We start from the raw sequence: 15,293 nt of genomic DNA on the forward strand, positions 1-15,293 counted from the left end.
TCTCGCTAAACGGTCGGGCGGTCCGAGGCCAGGGTGCGGATGCGGTTCCGCGCGGCGAACCAGCCGATCACCAACAGCGGGGCGATGATCGCGATGGACCCGACGGTCCAGGTTCCCACGGGGTGATCGAACGCCATCAATATGACGACGCACGCGAGGAAGGCCAGGGTCAGGAGCCCGGTGTAGGGGGCGCCGAACATCCGGAAACCGGGCCGGGCGAGTTTCCCTTCCTTGGCGAATTTCCACAGTTTCAGCTGGCACAGCACGATCACGGCCCAGGCGCTGATGATCCCGAGCGCAGCGAGGTTCAGGACGATCTCGAACGCTTGCGCGGGAACGACGGCGTTGAGTCCGACGCCGAGCAGGATGACGAATCCGGTGAGGGCGATGCCGCCGTAGGGCACTCCTGCCTTGTTCATCCGGGCGGCGAACGAGGGCGCCGATCCGGCCATGGCCATCGAGTGCAGTATTCGGCCGGTGGAGTACAGGCCCGCGTTGAGTGAGGACAGCGCGGCCGTGAGCACCACGAGGTTCATGATCGCGTCGGCGCCCTGCACATTGATGGAGCCGAAGAACGTGACGAATGGGCTCTCGCCGGCGTGGTACTCGGTGTAGGGGAGCAGCAGCGACAGCAGCAGGACGGATCCGACGTAGAAGACGAGGATCCGGATGATGACAGTGTTGATCGCCTTGGGGATGACCTTCTGTGGGTTCTTCGTCTCGCCCGCAGTGGTTCCCACGAGTTCGATCGAGGCGTAGGCGAAGACGACGCCCTGGATCACCACGACGGCGGGCAGGATTCCGTTGGGGAAGAGTCCGCCGTTGTCGGTGATCATGCTGAAGCCCGACGAATGTCCTTCGATCGGCGTTCCGAACAGCACGAAGTAGATGCCGAAGCCGAGGAACGCGGCGAGGGCGACGACCTTGATGAGGGCGAACCAGAACTCCAGTTCACCGAACACCTTGACGGAGACGAGATTCAGGCCGAGGACCAGTACGACCGCGGCGAGGGCGAAGACCCATTGGTCGACGTTCCCGAGCGGTGCCCAGTACTTCTTGAAGAAGTTCATGTACAGCGCGACTGCGGTGACGTCGACGACGGCGGTCATCGCCCAGTTCATCCAGTACAGCCAGCCCGCGGCGAAGGCCATCTTCTCGCCGAAGAATTCCCGCGAGTACGACACGAACGACCCGGAGGTGGGTCGGTGCATCACGAGTTCGCCCAGGGCCCGCAGGATCAGGAAGGCGAAGAACCCGCAGAGAGCGTAGACGAGGACGAGTGCGGGGCCTGCTTGGTGGAGGCGTCCGCCCGCGCCCATGAACAGGCCGGTGCCGATCGCTCCGCCGATCGCAATCATCTGGATCTGTCTGGGGCCGAGCGCTTTCCGGTAGCCGAGGTCTTCCTCGACGAAGATGTCGACGCCGGAGGTGTCGTCCTTCTCGATCGTCACGAGACCACCTCCGCGGCAGCGGCGACGGGTGTCTGCCGTGGCGAACCGGACGCTCTCAAGTTGGCGAGATGCTCGGGGCTGAGGAGGCGGTCGAGTTCTTCACGGTCGAGCAGACCGGCCTCGATCACGAGGTCGGCGACCCGGCGGCCGGAGACCAGCGCTTCCTGCGCGATCCGGGTCGAGGCGGTGTAACCGATGTACGGGTTGAGCGCGGTGACGAGTCCGATGGAGTCCTCGACCCGGGCACGCAGCAGATCGGTGTTGGCCGTGATGCCGAGTACGCAGCGGTCGGCCAGGATCCGGCAGGCGGCGCCGAGGTGGCGCATCCCCTCGGACAGGGAGTGCACGATGATCGGTTCGAACGCATTGAGCTGGAGCTGGCCGGATTCGGCGGCCATCGTGATGGTGACGTCGTTGCCGATGACCTCGTAGGCCACCTGGTTGAGGACTTCCGGGATCACCGGATTGACCTTGCCGGGCATGATCGACGAACCAGCTTGTACCGGTGGGAGATTGATCTCGTTCAGGCCCGCGCGCGGTCCCGACGACAGCAGGCGGAGGTCGTTGCACACCTTCGACAACTTGACCGCGATCCGCTTGAGCACGCCCGAGAGGTGGACGAACTGACCGACGTCCTGTGTTGCCTCGACCAGGTCCGTGGCCAGGACGAGGGGGAATCCGGTGAGTTCCCGCAGCGTGTCGCACGCTGCCTCGGCGTAGCCGGCGGGTGCGTTCAGGCCCGTGCCGATCGCGGTGGCGCCGAGATTGATCTCGTGGACGAGGAGAGCGGCCTCGTCGAGGCGGGTGCGGTCCTCGTCGATCATCACGGAGTACGTGGCGAATTCCTGGCCGAGCGTCATCGGTACCGCGTCCTGGAGTTGGGTGCGCCCCATCTTCACGGTGTCGGCGAACTCGACCGCCTTCGTCGCGAAGGCCTCCTGCAGGACGCGCATCGCGTCCAGCAGGTCGTCGATCGCGAAGATCGTCGCGATGTTGACCGCGCTGGGGTAGACGTCGTTGGTCGACTGGCTGAGGTTCGCGTGCTCGTTGGGGTGGAGCTCCGCGTACTCCCCGCGCCCGTGTCCGAGGATCTCGAGTGCCCGGTTGGCGATCACCTCGTTGGCGTTCATGTTGGTCGACGTCCCGGCGCCGCCCTGGATGACGTCGACGACGAACTGCTCGTGCCAGCGGCCGTCGACGATCTCCCGGCACGCCTGCCCGATAGCGTCGGCTCGGCGGTGATCGAGGATCCCGAGTTTCTCGTTGGCGGTTGCCGCGGCCCATTTGACGTAGGCGAGCCCGCGAATCAGATACGGGTTGGTGGAGATCGGCCGGCCGGTGATGGGGAAGTTCTCCACGGCCCGCAGCGTGTGGATTCCCCAGTAGGAATCCGCGGGCACTTGGCGGTCGCCGAGCAGATCGTGTTCTGTTCGCGTTTCGAGCACTTGATCATTCCTCACGGGGATTCGCGCGAGCCGTTGCTCTGCACGGATGCGGCGGATGGAGTCTGCTGCTCGAAGAGAGTAGATTTCTCGGTCGAGCCACCCGGCTATCCACCTGCCAGGCTGTCAGACAGGTGCAATTGTTACCGCGCTCACTCGCAGGCGTCAACCCCCGGCAGTGCCTCGTATTGACGTTGTCGCCGGTGCGTGAGCAGAATATCCACATGAACCTGTCAGACAGCTGGGCAGCCAGGCGCCCGGTCACGGCGCGGGTCAGCGCCGCGGAGGCGGTCCTCGCGGACCTTCGTGCCGCGATCACGTCGGGTGAGCTGACGGTCGGCGAACGACTTCCCTCCGAAGCGTCCCTCGCCGCGCGGCACGGGGTCAGCCGGTCGGTGATCCGGGAGGCCCTGCGGTCCTGCCATGCGCTCGGGCTCACGGAGACGAAGTCGGGCCTCGGAACGTTCGTCGTCAGCGATTCGATCGCTCGCGACCTCGACTTCGGGAACTACGCGGCCAACGAGCTCGTGGAGGCGCGTCCGCACGTGGAGATTCCCGCCGCCGGATGGGCGGCGCAGCGGCACACCGCCGAAGACCTGGCCGCCCTGCGCGGCCTCGTGGACCAGATGCGGGACGAGGACGATCCCCTCGTGTGGGTGTCCCTGGATGCGCAGTTCCACGCGTTCATCGCCAGGACGAGCCGCAACCGCGTGTTCGAATCCGTGATCGTCGATATTCGCGAGGCCCTCACCCGGCAGTCCGAGACGCTGAATCTCGTTGCGGGGCGGCAGCAGAAGTCGAACGACGAGCACGACCGGATCGTGGAGGGCATCGCCTCCAAGAGTTACGACAAGGCCGCCCGCGCCATGGCCGAACACCTGGATGCCGTCCGGATCGCACTGGAAACCGTGGTCGGAGAAGCCGGCCCGGACCACCGACAGTAAGGACGAGAACCATTCTCACAACGACTCCCCTCGACGCTCGGCACGCGAGGTCATGGTTGCTGGTATCTGCCTCGCGGACCGAGGATTTCGACCTCGCCGAACGCAGCGGCGCCGACGCCGTCATCCTCGATCTGGAGGACGGTGTGGTCACCGCGGAACGCTCCGATGCCCGGCGGTCGGTCGCCGCGTGGCTGTCCGGTGGCGGCGCCGCCTGGGTCCGGATCAACGCCGCGACCACCGAAGACTGGTGGGCCGACGTGGACGCGCTCCGCGGCCTCCCCGGGTTGCAGGGTGTCATGCTGGCGAAAAGTGAATCGGGGCAACAGGTCCGGGACACCGCTGCCCGGCTCGGCGGTGCGGTTCCGGTGCTCGCCCTCGTCGAGTCCGCGCGGGGAATCGAGTTCGCGTTCGAGATCGCCTGCGAGCCGGCAACACTGCGATTGGCGTTCGGCAGTGGCGATTTCCGGCGGGACACCGGCGCGAGCGCAGAGCCGGACGCGCTTGCCTACGCCCGGGGACGCCTCGTCGTCGCGAGCGGCGCCGCCGGTATCGCGGCACCCGTCGACGGACCGACTCTGGTCGACGACCAGCGCACCCGGATCGCGGATCTGGGCGTCACGCGGTCGATGGGAATGTCCGGAAAACTGTGCATGAAGGCCGCGCACACGGGCGACGTCAACCGCGAGCTGAGCCCCTCCGCCGCGGACGCGGCCTGGGCGGCCGAGGTGATCGACCGTCTCGGCGTCGACGGTTCGGGTGTCCGGAGTGGCAGCGACCGCCCGCAACTCGCGCGTGCACTGACCATCCGCACCCGCCTGGACGCGCTGCGGCTGTCCTACTAGTCGTCCGGACCGGAGATCTAGTCGTACGGGCCCGAGATCGATGTCTCGGCGAGCCGGGACAGGCCCTCGCGGATGTGCCGGGCCCACAGCCCGCCGATCCCCTCCACCGACTGCAGATCGGCGGCCGTCGCGGCCAGCAGTGACTGCAGCGTCCCGAACGAGCCGACGAGCCGGTGAATCTGGTTGAACTGCAGTCGGGGAACGCGGGTGAGGACGCGGTAGCCGCGAGGACTCATCGGCGCCTCGAGCGCTTCGATGGTGCCCGGGTACCCGAATGCCCGGGCCAACGTCGTGAGGTCGAGGAGGTCTGCGTCCGTGATCCTGTCGAGCGCGGCGAGCGACTTCTCGACGTCCTCCGCGGGCGCCGGGCCGGTGCCGGCCAGGTAGTCGCGCACGATGAGTTCCCTCGCCACGTCGTTGTCGCCGACGAGTTCCTCGAGTTGCAGTGCGAGCTGACGTCCGTCCGTGCCGAGCTCGAGCACGTCCTGCTCGATCTCGACGGACACGCGCCGCACCATCTCCAGTCGCTGCACCACGGTCAGGGCGTCGCGGAGCGTGACGAAATCCTCGATCTCGACCACCGACAGCTGGCGGGTCACCTCGTCGAGCCGCGCCTTGTACCGCTCGAGGGTGGCCACCGCCTGATTGGCACGCGACAGGATCGTGGCGGACCCGTCGATGACGTGCCGGATGCCGCCGACGTACACGCTGACGATGCTCATCGACTGGCTGACCGACACCACGGGGTACCCGGTCTGCATGGCCGTCCGCTCGGCGGCGCGGTGACGCGTGCCGGACTCGACGGTCGGGATCTTGTGGTCGGGGACCAGCTGGACGTTGGCGCGCACGATGCGGGACCCGTCGGTGGACAGAACCACGGCGCCGTCCATCTTCGACAGCTCACGCAGGCGGGTCGGCGCGAACTCCACGTCGAGCTCGAAGCCGCCGTCGCAGATCTCTTCCATCTGCTCGTCGTAGCCGAGGACGATCAGGGCGCCCGTGCGTCCGCGCAGAATGCGCTCCAGGCCGTCGCGGAGTGCCGTTCCGGGAGCCAGCCGGGCTATCGTTTCGCGCAGCGCAGACGACGACTCGGCATCGTTCATCGCGCAATACTCCCGCTGAGGTAGACGTCACTTGTCGGGGCCCGCCGCGGAAACACGTCCGGACCCGCGTTTAGATTACCTATCCATGAGTAGTACCTGGACTTTGCCCGACGACCTGACCCTGCCCGCACCGGTCGGCAGCTTCCCCGCTGCAGGTCAGCCCGTGCCGCAGCACTGGTCACGGTGCTTCGGGTGCGGCGACCAGTCGCCTGCCGGGATGTCGATGAGCTTCACGGCCGGGGAAGGGCTCGACGTGTGGGGCCGGCTCGAGGTGGCTCCTCGCTACCAGGGCGGTCCGGGAGTGATCCACGGCGGCATCCTCTCGACCGCGTTCGACGAGGCGCTGGGGATGGTGTGCCGATCGATCGTCGACGGACCGGTGGTGACGGGTCATCTGGAGATCGACTTCGCCAAGCCCATCCCGCTGGGTTCCGTCCTCGAATTCCACGCGCGCATCGACGGGTCGATCCGCCGCAAGGTGTACGCGAGCGCCGAGGCGCGCATCGTCGAGGGGCCGACGGCCGATCCCGACGTGGTCGTGGCGACGTCGCGGGGGCTGTTCCTCACCGTGACGGCCGAGCACTTCGAGAAGACCAAGGACTTCGTCGACGGTGTGCCGGAGCGCCCGTTCGGCACCTCGTCGATCTGAGCGACACTTCGATCCGACCGTCACCGCAGTGACGCGATGGCTGCCCCCAGGTTCCCGACCTCGGTGACCTTCATGCCCTTCGGGGACGCCCCGGAGTCGAGGGGAACGATGGCGCGGGTGAATCCGAGGCGGAATGCCTCCGCGAGCCTGCGCCCGACGCCGGGTACCCGGCGGACCTCGCCGGCCAGTCCCACTTCGCCGAGGATCACCAGTCCGTCCGGAACGGGCTTGTCCTTCACCGCGGACGCGACGGCGAGGGCCAGCGCGAGATCGGCGGAGGGCTCGGTCATCCGCATTCCGCCGACGGTGGCCGCGTAGACGTCGTTCTTCGCGATCGGCACCCCGCACCGGCGGTCGAGCACGGCCAGGACCATGGCCACGCGGGCGCTGTCGAGTCCGCTCACGGCGCGCCGGGGGGCGGGCATGGACGTGGCGGCCACGAGGGCCTGCACCTCGCCGAGGAGGGGACGTTTGCCGTCCATCATGACGGTGACGGCGGTTCCGGGAACGGCCTCGGCGCGGTGGTGGAGGAACAGTCCGGACGGGTCGCTGATGCCGGCGATGCCGTCTTCCCGCAGTTCGAAGCAACCGACCTCGTCGGCGGCGCCGAAACGGTTCTTGACGCCGCGCACCATCCGCAGCGTGGAGTGCTTGTCGCCCTCGAAGTGCAGCACCACGTCGACGAGATGCTCGAGCGACCGCGGTCCGGCGACCGCGCCGTCCTTGGTGACGTGGCCGATGAGGAGCACTGGCACGCCGCTGGCCTTGGCGAGGGAGGTGAGGGCGCTGGTGACGGCCTTCACCTGGGTGACTCCGCCGACCACGCCGTCGACGTCCGCGGCCAGCATGGTCTGCACGGAGTCGACGATCAGCAGGGTGGGACGCACCTGCTCCACGTGGCCGAGGATGGTCGCGAGGTCGGATTCGGCGGCGAGATAGACCCGCTCGTGAACGGCGCCGGTGCGGTCGGCCCGCAGTCGCACCTGTCCGGCGGATTCCTCACCGGTGACGTAGAGGGACCGGTCGTCCGGGCCGCGGCGGGCCCACTGGTGGACCACCTCGAGGAGGAGGGTGGACTTGCCGACGCCGGGTTCGCCGGCGAGGAGAACGACGGAACCGGGCACCACCCCGCCGCCGAGGACACGGTCCAGTTCGTCGATGCCCGTGGGCTTGGCACGGGTGGAGGTGCTGTCGATCCGCGTGATCGGAGTGGCCGGGGTGGACGGAAGTACCGCTCCGGCCCCGGCTTTTGCGAGCGAGGCGCCGGGGCGGCTGGCGACGGACGCAACGATCGGGGCCTCGTCCATCGATCCCCAGCTACCGCACTCGGGGCACCGGCCGACCCATTTGGGAACGGTGCACTGGCACGACGAGCAGCGGAAGCTGGTTTTGAGTTTGGCCACCGGGCCAGCCTAGGTATCGGGTCCGACAGCGGACCCGGTCCGGCTGCTAGTGTCCGCCGCCCTCGGCTTCGGCTCCGGGGGACGTGTCGGAGACGTGGCGCTCGGTCTCGTGGCCCGCGTCGACGGGAACGGACACGGTGACGTCGCCGGCCTTCTCGAACGCGAACGTGACGGGGAAGGTGAGGCCCGGGCGGACGCCTTCCTTCAGGCCGTCCAGGGTGACGAGGACGACGTCGGCCGGTGCGTCGGCACTGGCGTCCTTCTGGCCCGCGGCCTCCGCGCCCTCAGCGGCTTCCTCGCCCGGAAGTCCGGCGACGAGCGCGGTCTGCGGCGCGATCTCGAGGCCGCCCGCCTTGTCGCCGAGGGTGACGGACTGCGCGAAGTCGGTGCTGATCCGGGTCAGCTTGTCCGGGGTGTCCTCGTTGTTGTTGATCGCGGTGAACGCGAGGACGGCGGTGCCGCCCGGCTCGAGGCTGTACTCGGCGGAGTTGGGGTAGACCACGTGCACGTTGCGCAGGGCGATCGACCCGACGTCCGCGCTGTTGCCGTTGACCGCGGCGACCTGACTCGACGTCTGAGTGATCTGGCCCGCGCTGCAGGCGGACAGCACGAGTGCTGCGCCGGCAGCGAGAGCGACGGCGGTAGCGACTCGGCGAGTCGACTTGTCGAGAGCAGTCACGAGTTGTCCTCCGGTGTCAGGTTCGCACTTCAACTAGGCAGAGTAGTAGTTCGTCCGCGTGGCCTGCTCGCTGGGTACTCACAATGGTTGTCTGCGTGCGGTTTCGGCGCTGGAGAACCGCCCGATCGGGGTGTCCGGAATGCACGTATCGGGGACCCTGTCAACCCCTACGGTCAGGCCATGATGCCCCTGACCTGCACCGTTGATGAGACCAGGTTCCGGACACGTGTTAAACTCGAATGATCGAAAGGGGCACGGGACAGATGATTTTTAAGGTCGGAGACACCGTCGTATACCCCCATCACGGTGCGGCGCTGATCGAAGCTATTGAAACCCGCACCATCAAGGGTGAGCAGAAGGAATATCTCGTTCTCAAGGTTGCTCAGGGCGATCTCACCGTACGGGTTCCCGCAGACAACGCAGAGTACGTGGGCGTACGCGACGTCGTCGGCCAGGAAGGTCTCGACAAGGTCTTCCAGGTACTGCGGGCACCGCACACCGAAGAACCCACCAACTGGTCGCGCCGTTACAAGGCGAATCTCGAAAAGCTCGCGTCAGGTGACGTCAACAAGGTCGCCGAGGTCGTTCGGGACCTGTGGCGTCGTGAGCAGGATCGCGGCCTGTCCGCAGGAGAGAAGCGCATGCTCGCGAAGGCGCGGCAGATTCTTGTCGGCGAACTCGCACTGGCCGAAGGCACCGACAGCGACAAGGCCGAGACCATCCTCGACGAGGTCCTCGCGGCCGCGTCCTAGACAGTCGCGATACCCACAGTGGCCGAGGGAAAGGGTCCTGTAGTCGCACTGGTTCCCGCCGCAGGTCAGGGAGTGCGTTTGGGCGAGAACAAGCCCAAGGCATTCGTTGATCTGGGTGGGACGACCATGCTTACACGCGCGGTCGACGGGCTCCTGCAGTCGGGGGCTGTCGACCGCGTCGTCGTGATCGTTCCGGAGGAGCTCGTCGAGTCGACGCGAACCCTCCTCCCCGGTGAAGTCACCGTCGTGGCCGGCGGAAGCGAGCGGACCGATTCGGTTCGCGCCGGACTCGCCGTCGCGGACGACGCCGAATACGTGCTAGTGCACGACGCCGCCCGAGCGCTCACACCACCGTCGCTCATCGCGCGGGTGGTCGCGGAGTTGCGCTGCGGCCGCAGCGCCGTCATCCCAGTCCTCCCGGTGGCGGACACCATCAAGACCGTAGACGTTCTCGGTGCGGTCACCGGCACCCCCGAGCGGTCCGAACTGCGGGCCGTGCAGACGCCGCAGGGTTTCACCGCGGAACTGCTCCGGCGCGCCTACGACGCCGCCGACGGCATCGCCACGGACGACGCCGGACTGGTGGAGCGCCTCGGGGAACGGGTCCGCAGCATCGTCGGAGAACCCACAGCATTCAAGATCACCACGCCGCTGGACCTCGTGCTGGCCCGCGCGCTGGTGGAAGAGGGAGCGCACTAGTGCGAGTCGGAATCGGGACGGACGTCCACCCGATCGAGCAGGGACGGCCGTGCTGGATGGCCGGCCTGCTCTTCGAGGACGAGAACGGCTGCGCGGGCCATTCCGACGGCGACGTGGCCGTTCACGCACTCTGCGACGCCCTCCTCTCCGCCGCCGGACTCGGCGATCTCGGCTCCGTCTTCGGAACCGGCAGGCCCGAATGGTCCGGGGTGAGCGGTGCCGCGATGCTCGCCGAGGTACGCCGCCTCCTCGAAGAAGACGACTTCGGTGTCGCCAACGCCGCGGTCCAGGTAATCGGGAACCGGCCGAAGATCGGCCCGCGCCGAAACGAGGCGCAGAAGGTGCTCAGCGACATTTTGGGCGCGCCGGTTTCGGTGTCCGCGACCACCACGGACGGGCTCGGCCTCACCGGGCGCGGCGAGGGGATCGCCGCCATGGCCACCGCGTTGGTCATTCCCGATCGAAGCGCCAGGTAGGATCGCTGGTCGTGACCCTGCGCCTATTCGACACCGAGACGCGGGCCATGCGTGACTTCGTTCCGCTGGCCCCTGGACACGCATCGGTGTACCTGTGTGGCGCCACGGTGCAGGGCGACCCCCATATCGGCCACGTACGCAGCGGCGTCGCATTCGACGTGCTGCGACGCTGGCTGCTCGCCCACGACTACGACGTGGCGTTCGTCCGCAACGTCACGGACATCGAAGACAAGATCCTGAACAAGGCCGCGGAGGCGGGCAGGCCGTGGTGGGAGTGGGCCGCCACGTTCGAGCGGTCCTTCACGTGGGCCTATCAGCAGCTGGGTGTGCTGCCGCCGTCCGTCGAGCCGCGAGCCACCGGTCACATCACGCAGATGGTCGAGATGATGCAGCGCCTCATCGACAACGGCCACGCGTACGCCGCGGGCGGGGACGTCTACTTCGACGTCCGCAGCTACCCCCGGTACGGCAGCCTGTCCGGGCACAAGCTCGACGACGTGCACCAGGGCGAGAGCGCCGGCGAATGCAAGCGTGATCCCCGCGACTTCACGCTGTGGAAGGCGGAGAAGCCGGGCGAGCCGTCGTGGCCGACGCCGTGGGGCCGGGGCCGGCCTGGCTGGCACCTCGAGTGCTCGGCGATGGCCGAGTTCTATCTCGGGGCGGCGTTCGACATCCACTGCGGTGGCCTGGACCTGGTGTTCCCGCACCACGAGAACGAGATCGCGCAGGCCAAGTGCTCCGGCGACGACTTCGCGCAGTACTGGCTGCACAACGGCTGGGTCACCATGGGTGGCGAGAAGATGTCGAAGTCGCTCGGCAACGTTCTCTCGGTGCCGAACGTGTTGAAAAAGGTTCGGCCGCAAGAGCTTCGCTACTACCTGGGCAGTGCCCACTACCGGTCGATGCTCGAGTACTCCGACACCGCGCTCGACGAGGGGGCCGCGGCGTTCCGCCGGATCGAGTCGTTCGTCATGCGCACGCAGGAGCGTGCCGGTGAGGTGCCGGTCGGTCGGTGGACGGAGGCATTCGCTCGCGCGCTCGACGACGACCTCGCCGTCCCCGCCGCGCTCGCCGAGGTGCACGGCAAGGTCCGCGAGGGCAACATCGCCCTCGACGGCGGAGATCTCGAGGGTGCGCGCGAGATCGCGTCGCAGGTCCGGGCCATGCTCGGAATCCTCGGCGTCGACCCGCTGGACGAGCACTGGACTCAGGAGACCGCGGATGCGTCCGCGGCAACCGATGCCCTGGACGTTCTGGTCCGGGCCGAACTCGAGCGCAGGCAGAGTGCCCGCGCCGAGAAGAACTGGGCTGTGGCCGACGAGGTGCGTGACCGTCTCATCCGGGCGGGCATCGAGGTCACCGATACCCCCAACGGGCCCGAGTGGTCTCTCAAGGCAGGACAGTAGTAATGGCTGGAAATTCGAGTAGGCGCGGAGCCATCCGCAAGGCCGGTACCAAGAAGGGGCAGGTCGCCGGTTCCGGTGGCCAGCGCCGCAAGGGACTGGAAGGCCGCGGCGCCACCCCGCCCGCGGAATCCCGCACCAAGCACCCCGCCGCCAAGCGCGCCGCCCGCGCGGCCAGGGAAGCCGACAAGCAGCCCGGCCGCGGTCGTCAGACCGCCGGACGCAAGGTGCTCGACGGCCCCGAGAACGTGCTGGGCCGCAACCCCGTCGTCGAGTGCCTGCGCGCCGGCGTCCCCGCGACCGCGCTGTACGTCGCGGTCGGGACCGAGAGCGACGATCGCCTGAAGGAATCCGTTCAGCGGGCTGCCGACGCGGGCATCTCCATCCTCGAGGTTCCCCGGACCGATCTCGACCGGCTCAGCGCCAACGGCATGCACCAGGGCATCGCGTTGCAGGTGCCCCCGTACCGTTACGCGCACCCCGACGACCTGATCGCGGAAGCCCGCAAGCATCAGGAGGCGCCGCTGCTCGTGGCCCTCGACAACATCACCGATCCCCGCAACCTCGGTGCCGTCGTGCGTTCGGTGGCCGCGTTCGGTGGTCACGGTGTGGTGATCCCGGAGCGCCGCAGTGCGTCGGTCACCGCGGTCGCGTGGCGGACGAGCGCCGGCGCGGCAGCCCGCCTGCCGATCGCCCGCGCCACCAACCTCACTCGCACACTGAAGGATTGGGCGTCCAAGGGCGTCCAGGTGGTTGGTCTCGATGCGGGCGGCGATACCACCCTCGACGAGTTCGACGGCAGCGGCCCCGTGGTGGTCGTGGTCGGCTCGGAGGGCAAGGGACTGTCGCGCCTGGTCCGCGAGAACTGCGACGCCATCCTCAGCATTCCGATGGCGGGCCCCGTCGAATCGCTCAACGCGTCCGTCGCCGCGGGTGTCGTGCTCGCCGACATCGCCCGTCGTCGCCGCGGCTAGGCTCCCCGACCCGCGAACAGCAGGTCGTCGTCGGGCAAGCCCGCACGGTCGGTAGCGGGCTGAGGGTGCCGCTTCAACACTGTCGGCACCTACCGTAGACCTACAGTGTTGACAGGCTGCTACCAGCGGCGTTCACTGAGGTCATCAGTGACCGCGAGGTTGGAGGCCGGTCATGGCAATCACCGATATCAAGGAATACGCGCACCTCACCCAGCAGGACGTCGAGGCGCTCGGATTCGAACTCGACGCACTACGCCGCGACGTCGCGGAGTCCCTCGGGGCGAAGGACGCGACGTACATCCGCCGCACCATCGCGTTCCAGCGCGTGCTCGACGGACTCGCCCGACTGATGATCCACGGCAGCCGGTCGTCCACGGGCGTGGTCCTCGGGACGACGGCACTGGGTGTGGCCAAGAGCGTCGAGAACATGGAGATCGGCCACAACGTCTCGCACGGGCAGTGGGACTGGATGAACGATCCCGAGATCCACTCGAGCACCTGGGAGTGGGATCAGGTGGGTCCGTCGTCGCAGTGGAAGTATGCGCACAACTTCCGTCACCACAAGTACACCAACGTGCTCGGGATGGACGATGACGTCGGGTTCGGCGTCATGCGCGTCACTCGTGATCAGGAATGGCGTCCGATCCACCTGCTACAGCCGATTCAGAATCTTCTGCTCGCGGCGTCGTTCGAATGGGGCATCGCGCTCCACGATCTGCTTCCGCCGAGTGCCGAAGACAAAGCGAGCCGGCGTCTGCGTCCACCGGTGCGAGATCTGCTCGGCAAGATCGCGCGGCAGATGGGCAAGGACTACGTGTTGTTCCCCGTTCTCAGCGGGCGGCGGTGGCGACGAACGTTGAAGGCGAATCTCGTTGCCAACCTGCTGCGGAACGTGTGGTCGTACGTCGTGATCTTCTGCGGGCACTTCCCCGACGGAGCCGAAAAGTTCACGCTTGCGGAACTCGAGGACGAAAGCCGGGCCGAGTGGTATCTCCGCCAGATGCTCGGCACCGCGAACTTCCGGGCCGGCGCCGTCATGGCCTTCATGAGCGGCAACCTGTGCTATCAGATCGAGCACCATCTCTTCCCTGACATTCCCAGCAATCGGTACGCCGAGATCTCGACCGCGGTGCGCGGCCTGTGCGAGAAGTACGACCTGCCGTACACCACCGGTTCGCTTGCGCGGCAATACCTTCTGACGCTGCGCACCATTCACAAACTGGCGCTGCCCAACCGATTCCTCCGGGCGACGTCGGACGACGCGCCGGAGACGGCCTCGGAAGTGAAGTTCCGTGGGCGGGCGGCGGTCGGGGCCGATCCCGTGACCGGACGGCTTCGCGGGCTCCGAACAGCGCTGGCAGCGAGGTAGGGCGTCACCGCGGAATGGTCGGCGCCACCATCCGGTGGAAGCGGACTCGGTGCCCGGGCCGCAACTGCGCAGCCACCGGCAAATCGGCCTCGGCGACCACGGCGATCACCGGATAGCCGCCGGTCACCGGATGATCGGCCAGGAACAGGATGGGCTGACCGTTGGGCGGCACCTGCAGCGCCCCCGCCACCATGGCCTCGCTCGGCATCTCCTCCGTCACCGCGCGGTGCAACGGTCCCGGACCCGCGAGTCGCGCCCCCACACGATTGGTGTCGGAGCTGACCGTCCACGTCTCGCGGAGAAGGGCTTCGACGGACGCGGGGGTGAACCAGTCGTCCCGCGGTCCGAGCCGGACGCGCATCATCAGCGGATCCTCGGGGGCGGCCGGTGGGGGGATGATCTCGTCCGCAGGCCAGTCGCCGGCATCCGCACCGACCAGCAGCCGATCACCCTCGGCGACGGGATCGGGGCCGATCCCCGACAGAGTGTCGGTGGACCTGCTCCCCATCACCGCGGGCACGTCGAAACCTCCGCGCACCGCGACATAGCTGCGGAGTCCTTCCGATGCGAACGCGATCTCCAGCAGGTCGCCGGTGTTCAGGTGCAGCATCGTGTAGGCGGGCCGGGGTTCGGAATTGACGGTGACGGGGTTCCGGGCGCCCGTGACGGCGACAGAGACGGTCCCGGCCGCACGTACTGCGAGCCCACCGAGCGTGACCTCCAACGTGGCTGCGCCGGAATGGTTGCCCACCAACCGGTTTGCGCTGTCGTGCGCGTCGCGGTCGGCGGCACCCGACTCGCCGACCCCGATCGACGCGTAACCGGGTCGGCCCCGATCCTGCACGGTGGTGAAGGGTCCGGTGCGCACGACCTCGAGCCAAGCCATCGTTCGATTGTCCCGCAACCGCAGGTCTGCTGGATACGCTCTCGACGGATCAATCGCTCAGGAGACTGCGGTGTAGCTGTGCGCGGCAGCGACTTCGGCGGACAGCAGTTGTCCGTCGTGGGTGGACAGGCCCTCGGCGAGTCCGGGGACGGTCGCGGTGGCCTCCTTCCAGCCCTTGTCGGCGAGGGCGGCGACGTAGGGGAGGGTGGCGTTGGTGAGGG

15 protein-coding genes and 1 pseudogene are annotated in these 15,293 nt (G+C 67.8%); 9 read left to right on the forward strand and 7 right to left on the reverse strand.

Going from position 1 to position 15,293, the window contains the following annotated elements; all coding sequences use genetic code 11:
* Positions 1–5 precede the first annotated feature (5 nt).
* Both QM806_RS33485 and QM806_RS33490 read right to left on the reverse strand, forming a co-directional pair.
* On the reverse strand, positions 6–1,451 hold the full coding sequence (locus tag QM806_RS33485) for an amino acid permease (RefSeq protein WP_005262200.1): 1,446 nt from the start codon (positions 1,449–1,451) through the stop codon (positions 6–8).
* Positions 1,448–2,896 carry an aspartate ammonia-lyase gene (locus QM806_RS33490; protein WP_283294157.1) on the reverse strand — a complete coding sequence of 483 codons (1,449 nt, stop codon included), beginning with the start codon at positions 2,894–2,896 and terminating at the stop codon, positions 1,448–1,450. Before QM806_RS33490 ends, QM806_RS33485 begins: the two co-directional genes overlap by 4 nt.
* Before the next feature lie 221 nt (positions 2,897–3,117).
* On the opposite strand from QM806_RS33490, the gene QM806_RS33495 reads away from it, so the two are divergent.
* Positions 3,118–3,837, forward strand: a complete 720-nt coding sequence (locus QM806_RS33495; protein WP_005262204.1) for a FadR/GntR family transcriptional regulator — start codon at positions 3,118–3,120, stop codon at positions 3,835–3,837.
* Between the two features lie 56 nt (positions 3,838–3,893).
* On the forward strand, positions 3,894–4,679 hold the full coding sequence (locus QM806_RS33500) for an HpcH/HpaI aldolase/citrate lyase family protein (RefSeq protein ID WP_005572509.1): 786 nt from the start codon (positions 3,894–3,896) through the stop codon (positions 4,677–4,679).
* Positions 4,680–4,696: 17 nt separating this feature from the next.
* On the opposite strand, the gene disA is transcribed toward QM806_RS33500, so the two are convergent.
* Positions 4,697–5,782 carry a DNA integrity scanning diadenylate cyclase DisA gene (gene disA / locus QM806_RS33505; RefSeq protein ID WP_005572507.1) on the reverse strand — a complete coding sequence of 362 codons (1,086 nt, stop codon included), beginning with the start codon at positions 5,780–5,782 and terminating at the stop codon, positions 4,697–4,699.
* A gap of 85 nt (positions 5,783–5,867) precedes the next feature.
* Here disA and QM806_RS33510 point away from each other — a divergent pair, with 85 nt between their 5' ends.
* Positions 5,868–6,431, forward strand: a complete 564-nt coding sequence (locus tag QM806_RS33510) for a PaaI family thioesterase (protein WP_037179973.1) — start codon at positions 5,868–5,870, stop codon at positions 6,429–6,431.
* A 20-nt stretch (positions 6,432–6,451) separates the two neighbouring features.
* Here QM806_RS33510 and radA read toward each other — a convergent pair whose 3' ends face one another.
* Complete coding sequence (gene radA, locus QM806_RS33515; RefSeq protein WP_182623551.1) at positions 6,452–7,834, reverse strand: DNA repair protein RadA; 1,383 nt, start codon at positions 7,832–7,834, stop codon at positions 6,452–6,454.
* A 46-nt stretch (positions 7,835–7,880) separates the two neighbouring features.
* On the reverse strand, positions 7,881–8,513 hold the full coding sequence (locus QM806_RS33520) for a copper chaperone PCu(A)C domain-containing protein (protein ID WP_043794101.1): 633 nt from the start codon (positions 8,511–8,513) through the stop codon (positions 7,881–7,883).
* 263 nt (positions 8,514–8,776) lie between these two features.
* On the opposite strand from QM806_RS33520, the gene carD reads away from it, so the two are divergent.
* From carD to QM806_RS33550, 6 genes are all read left to right on the forward strand, one after another.
* Positions 8,777–9,265 (forward strand): RNA polymerase-binding transcription factor CarD, encoded by a 489-nt coding sequence (gene carD, locus QM806_RS33525; RefSeq protein WP_005262216.1) that lies wholly within the window; start codon positions 8,777–8,779, stop codon positions 9,263–9,265.
* An 18-nt stretch (positions 9,266–9,283) separates the two neighbouring features.
* Positions 9,284–9,964: a 2-C-methyl-D-erythritol 4-phosphate cytidylyltransferase gene (ispD, locus tag QM806_RS33530; protein ID WP_037206070.1), complete on the forward strand. Its 681-nt coding sequence runs from the start codon at positions 9,284–9,286 to the stop codon at positions 9,962–9,964.
* Positions 9,964–10,440: a 2-C-methyl-D-erythritol 2,4-cyclodiphosphate synthase gene (ispF, locus tag QM806_RS33535; RefSeq protein WP_005244898.1), complete on the forward strand. Its 477-nt coding sequence runs from the start codon at positions 9,964–9,966 to the stop codon at positions 10,438–10,440. Before ispD ends, ispF begins: the two co-directional genes overlap by 1 nt.
* Positions 10,441–10,451: 11 nt before the next feature.
* Positions 10,452–11,846, forward strand: a complete 1,395-nt coding sequence (gene cysS, locus QM806_RS33540) for a cysteine--tRNA ligase (RefSeq protein ID WP_005262233.1) — start codon at positions 10,452–10,454, stop codon at positions 11,844–11,846.
* A gap of 2 nt (positions 11,847–11,848) precedes the next feature.
* Positions 11,849–12,817 (forward strand): 23S rRNA (guanosine(2251)-2'-O)-methyltransferase RlmB, encoded by a 969-nt coding sequence (rlmB, locus tag QM806_RS33545; protein WP_005262235.1) that lies wholly within the window; start codon positions 11,849–11,851, stop codon positions 12,815–12,817.
* A gap of 172 nt (positions 12,818–12,989) precedes the next feature.
* Complete coding sequence (locus QM806_RS33550) at positions 12,990–14,186, forward strand: fatty acid desaturase family protein (protein WP_005262238.1); 1,197 nt, start codon at positions 12,990–12,992, stop codon at positions 14,184–14,186.
* 4 nt (positions 14,187–14,190) lie between these two features.
* Here the strand turns inward: QM806_RS33550 and QM806_RS33555 are convergent, their stop codons facing one another.
* Complete coding sequence (locus tag QM806_RS33555) at positions 14,191–15,072, reverse strand: 5-oxoprolinase subunit C family protein (protein ID WP_133986008.1); 882 nt, start codon at positions 15,070–15,072, stop codon at positions 14,191–14,193.
* Between the two features lie 57 nt (positions 15,073–15,129).
* A pseudogene (locus QM806_RS33560) lies at positions 15,130–15,293 on the reverse strand (alanine dehydrogenase); the annotation flags it as partial.

Source organism: Rhodococcus sp. IEGM 1351 (genome assembly GCF_030056875.1).
GTDB lineage: Bacteria > Actinomycetota > Actinomycetes > Mycobacteriales > Mycobacteriaceae > Rhodococcus_F > Rhodococcus_F opacus.

Bases quoted from the DNA above. Each gene is read 5' to 3' on its own strand.
- QM806_RS33495 (WP_005262204.1), top strand. From the start codon at position 3,118: ATGAACCTGTCAGACAGCTGGGCAGCCAGGCGCCCGGTCACGGCGCGG.
- disA (WP_005572507.1), bottom strand. From the start codon at position 5,782: ATGAACGATGCCGAGTCGTCGTCTGCGCTGCGCGAAACGATAGCCCGG.
- QM806_RS33510 (WP_037179973.1), top strand. From the start codon at position 5,868: ATGAGTAGTACCTGGACTTTGCCCGACGACCTGACCCTGCCCGCACCG.
- carD (WP_005262216.1), top strand. From the start codon at position 8,777: ATGATTTTTAAGGTCGGAGACACCGTCGTATACCCCCATCACGGTGCG.
- rlmB (WP_005262235.1), top strand. From the start codon at position 11,849: ATGGCTGGAAATTCGAGTAGGCGCGGAGCCATCCGCAAGGCCGGTACC.
- QM806_RS33550 (WP_005262238.1), top strand. From the start codon at position 12,990: ATGGCAATCACCGATATCAAGGAATACGCGCACCTCACCCAGCAGGAC.
- QM806_RS33555 (WP_133986008.1), bottom strand. From the start codon at position 15,072: ATGGCTTGGCTCGAGGTCGTGCGCACCGGACCCTTCACCACCGTGCAG.